Here is a 3,669-nt window from a genome sequence, read left to right as displayed (position 1 = left end):
ACGAAGGAATACAATATTTTTATATTAAATACGACAACTTACTTGACAAACACCGAAGTACATCCCTTACTACAAGCTGTAACTCTTGTACGAGTATAAACATCAGTATAATGATGATCGTTTATATTACAGTGTTTACAATCTTGTCCAGACTTCCTAGTATCACCATGTATTCTTTCTATATACGTTGGAGCAGGTTGACGACAAATTTCACAATCAATTGCTCTAGGTGAAATATCTATTGGCTCTGCATATGAATTAGTATTTAAAATAAATAAACTTAATATTGTTAATAAAGTAAACATGGTAAAACTTCTAACTAAACCTCTTTTACTAGTAATCATAATTCTATTCCCTTTCATTTAAACGAATACATTCATATAAAGTTGGTAAATATTCTACATCCTTATACGTACATCCATTAGGACACATTGAAGATTTTCTACGGGCATATACTTTAGTTAAATGGAAGTCTTGAATATTACAATGGGAACACATTTCACCAGACTTATCAGTTCGACCATATATTGTTTCTATACCCTGATAAATATCATCATAACAATGCTCACAAATTATCCCAGTAGAAAATCTTGCTTTTAGATTTTGAAACAGATTATTCATGGATTTTACTGAGGGATTTCTTTGAACTCCTGGGCCAAGTAATTCTGCATCAGAAGTAATGCTAAAAATAAGAATAATTGATAAAGCACCCATTAAACATCTAATGATATTTCTTCGATTAAGTGACACTCTATTCACCTCCCGATTAATATCCCTTAAATTAGTATAATTTGTTATGGAATAAAACTTATAATTAGAGTAATTTCAGATTTACAGGATATTATGATTTTCTTAATTACTATAATATTTATTATCAATAACATTGATAGCTGCATAACAAACTAATTTGAGTACATTGTATTATATGTACAAGTATATATCAATGTGTTTTTTCCGATATTATCCCCTATTTTCCGACATAAGTCTTTAGCGAAATATTAATAGAGTTTAAAATATAGATTATTTTCTAGAATATTGGATATATAATTTCTCACTGTTAAGCTCAGTATTATAATGAAGAGGCAGTGTAGTGAGGCTGAAAATTAGTAATGTAAATATAGCAAATATTATTTACAATATCAATATTATGGTAAAAATTATAGATAATATCTATTTGTCTTTAGACAAGCCGTACTGTAAAATGTAAAATGGATAAAAAACATTTTGTAGGTATAGATATTATGAAAAACAAATCATTAAAATTAATGTCAGTTCTACTAGTTTTATCATTATTATTAGTAGCTTGCGGACAAAAAGCGGAGCAGGGAAATGCAGAAGCAAATCCAATGCAGTATGTTGTAAAAGAAGATTTAAAAACATCTATAGAATCAGACTCTAGCGAATACATCATTTTGGATGTAAGAAAAGTAGAAGACTTTAATATAGGTCATATAGTAGGTTCTGTTTCAGGAGATGTGGATGCTGCTAATAAAGGCGGAGACGATGCTAAAGGAATAGAAAATTTAAAAGTAGCTCTTCAAGAAGCAACAGGAAATGAACTTGGAAATTCTGACAGCAAATACGCATTAGTTTGTTACTCAGGAAAATCCTATGCACAAAAAGCTACAGATACCCTCTGCTTCAAGAAGTAGCTTACCACATTTAATACATCTAATTTTCTTCATAGCTTCCTCTTACGCGTAACTTTTGGTTATTCCATGTACTATCCATTATTTTCCTAGTGAAGGATATTTACCAACCTCAAATATTACTGCTCATAATCCACTTTCATAAATAACTCTTATAAGGTGGACATCTTCCTTAATATCTATTTTTCTATAACGTTTTGCATAATCTTTTTTATGTTTTATAATCGGTGATATTCCTTCTGTAGTTCTGTCTCTAACTCAAAGTTATCTTCTTCTACTTCTGTAGTATCAAAGTTGACACTATATCGTTTATTTCTTCTATATCAAATCCCAGCAACTCTATATCTATATCCTTCTGAAGTTCCTTGAATATCTGGTTTAATTTCTCATGGTCCCAATCTCCATTGATTTTATTTAATGTAATATTTAACATTTTTTCCTAGCTATCATTTAGATCTACTATAATAGCCTCTATCTTTTTGTAATCTTTTTTATAGTTTAGATTATCATTTATGAGTATATTTGTTATGATTACTAATTTTGCATAATAAAAAATCTCGCCTAATTTTTAAGGTGAGATACTGATAAATCTTTATTCTATTTTATTTTCTATATCACCGCTATCTAAAAACATTCATGAAAATAGAGTCTATAATAAAAGGCTCTATTTGCTTAACTTAAGTAATAGTTTTCACTTTCATTTGAGAAAGGAAAATCAGTAGTTGCTGTATAATCTAAGTTAATTATCTGTTCTTTTAACATCTTTATTTCACTTTTTAAATATTTCAACTGTAAAAATTGTTCTTTATTCATTCTCCTACTTCCCTTCATCTCCGCTTCAATCTGTTTCATAACTATATCTATATTAAGCTTGATACTATATAAATTGCATATTTAATTCATATAAAGTTTCAGCTATATCTCTATTCATCTTTAACCCCGCTATCTTTTCATTTACTCTGCATAAATCTGATACAATTGTTACTGGCATACCCCCTGCTCTTAATCTTAATATTTCTTTTGTCAATTCTACTCTATAATCTCTTTTAGCTATTGCCTTATTCTTCTCTCTTTCTCTTATAACAGTAATTGCTTTTTTTATTATGCATAAATTACATGGGTGCATTTCATTTAAAAGTACATATACTACTTATGAGGTGAGATAAATGTCAAATTGTTCAAATATATGCCCTGATACATTAGTGCTTATAGCTTCTTTGCTTTCTATTTTAATTTCACAAGATTTAAGTACTGATGAACTTAATGTTCTAGGAAATGTTTTTACACAGATTGGTGCTAGTTTACTCACTAAGACTGCACAAGAGCAAAGTTTACAATCTAAAGAAGAACTAAAAAAACAAATAACCGATATGGAACAACAGCTTAAAGATTTAAAACGTCAATTATGTTAAATACAAATATGTACTAATCTATTTATTAACTATATAATATTTACTTACAACATCTACCACATTCTAATTTTATAATCATATATTCTCATACATATAGGACATACTGTTTATATACTTATTAAGTAATTTATCATATTTAATACATTAAATATGATTATATTTTATCACCTTTTCTTAACTTATCTTTCAATTCTTTTTTCTAATTTATATACATCTTCCATTTATCTATTTACTTTTTTATCTCAATATTGAATTATTTTTACTACTCTTTTGTAGTGTTATTATTTACTTTTTCTCTCGTATATCTATTAAAAATAATAGTTAACACTTTATCACTACTTCTCATATATTATTACTAGGTTATTACTTAACCCAAATACTAGATAGGAGGTATCTTGAATGGGCGATTTATTAGGTAGAAAAGATTGTGATAACAACTCCCTATTGTTTTTCTTTTTACTTTTAGTAGTTATTTTCTGTAACTGCGATGGTTTTTTTGGTGGAAAATGCTAAATTTCCACATCAATCGAGGCTCGTCCTCGATTCTTTTTTTATTTAATAGGAAAGTTCTACTTTTCTATTAAATAAAAATAGGCATACCCACAAAT

Annotated in this window: 6 protein-coding genes; 2 read left to right on the top strand and 4 right to left on the bottom strand. The window is 27.9% G+C overall.

Annotated elements, in window-relative coordinates; all coding sequences use genetic code 11:
• Nucleotides 1-38: 38 nt before the first annotated feature.
• Both ABWP20_RS18375 and ABWP20_RS18370 read right to left on the bottom strand, forming a co-directional pair.
• A complete protein-coding gene (locus ABWP20_RS18375) occupies nt 39-344 on the bottom strand; it encodes a hypothetical protein (protein ID WP_353097825.1) in 306 nt (101 codons plus the stop codon).
• Nucleotides 345-348: 4 nt separating this feature from the next.
• Nucleotides 349-750 (bottom strand): hypothetical protein, encoded by a 402-nt coding sequence (locus ABWP20_RS18370; protein WP_353097824.1) that lies wholly within the window; start codon nt 748-750, stop codon nt 349-351.
• A gap of 491 nt (nt 751-1,241) precedes the next feature.
• Here ABWP20_RS18370 and ABWP20_RS18365 point away from each other — a divergent pair, with 491 nt between their 5' ends.
• Nucleotides 1,242-1,652 (top strand): rhodanese-like domain-containing protein, encoded by a 411-nt coding sequence (locus ABWP20_RS18365; RefSeq protein WP_353097823.1) that lies wholly within the window; start codon nt 1,242-1,244, stop codon nt 1,650-1,652.
• 271 nt (nt 1,653-1,923) lie between these two features.
• Here the strand turns inward: ABWP20_RS18365 and ABWP20_RS18360 are convergent, their stop codons facing one another.
• A complete protein-coding gene (locus tag ABWP20_RS18360; RefSeq protein ID WP_353097821.1) occupies nt 1,924-2,082 on the bottom strand; it encodes a hypothetical protein in 159 nt (52 codons plus the stop codon).
• A 239-nt stretch (nt 2,083-2,321) separates the two neighbouring features.
• A complete protein-coding gene (locus tag ABWP20_RS18355; RefSeq protein WP_353097820.1) occupies nt 2,322-2,462 on the bottom strand; it encodes a hypothetical protein in 141 nt (46 codons plus the stop codon).
• 353 nt (nt 2,463-2,815) lie between these two features.
• Here ABWP20_RS18355 and ABWP20_RS18350 point away from each other — a divergent pair, with 353 nt between their 5' ends.
• A complete protein-coding gene (locus tag ABWP20_RS18350; protein WP_353097819.1) occupies nt 2,816-3,061 on the top strand; it encodes a hypothetical protein in 246 nt (81 codons plus the stop codon).
• The last annotated feature ends 608 nt before the right edge of the window (nt 3,062-3,669 follow it).

The organism is Tissierella praeacuta, from assembly GCF_040396155.1.
GTDB lineage: Bacteria > Bacillota > Clostridia > Tissierellales > Tissierellaceae > Tissierella > Tissierella praeacuta_A.
This window is presented reverse-complemented; position numbering and strand designations above follow the sequence as displayed.

What these genes read in the sequence shown, in the direction of transcription:
- ABWP20_RS18375 (WP_353097825.1), bottom strand. Translation starts at nt 344, where the DNA reads ATGATTACTAGTAAAAGAGGTTTAGTTAGAAGTTTTACCATGTTTACT.
- ABWP20_RS18365 (WP_353097823.1), top strand. Translation starts at nt 1,242, where the DNA reads ATGAAAAACAAATCATTAAAATTAATGTCAGTTCTACTAGTTTTATCA.
- ABWP20_RS18360 (WP_353097821.1), bottom strand. Translation starts at nt 2,082, where the DNA reads ATGTTAAATATTACATTAAATAAAATCAATGGAGATTGGGACCATGAG.
- ABWP20_RS18355 (WP_353097820.1), bottom strand. Translation starts at nt 2,462, where the DNA reads ATGAATAAAGAACAATTTTTACAGTTGAAATATTTAAAAAGTGAAATA.
- ABWP20_RS18350 (WP_353097819.1), top strand. Translation starts at nt 2,816, where the DNA reads ATGTCAAATTGTTCAAATATATGCCCTGATACATTAGTGCTTATAGCT.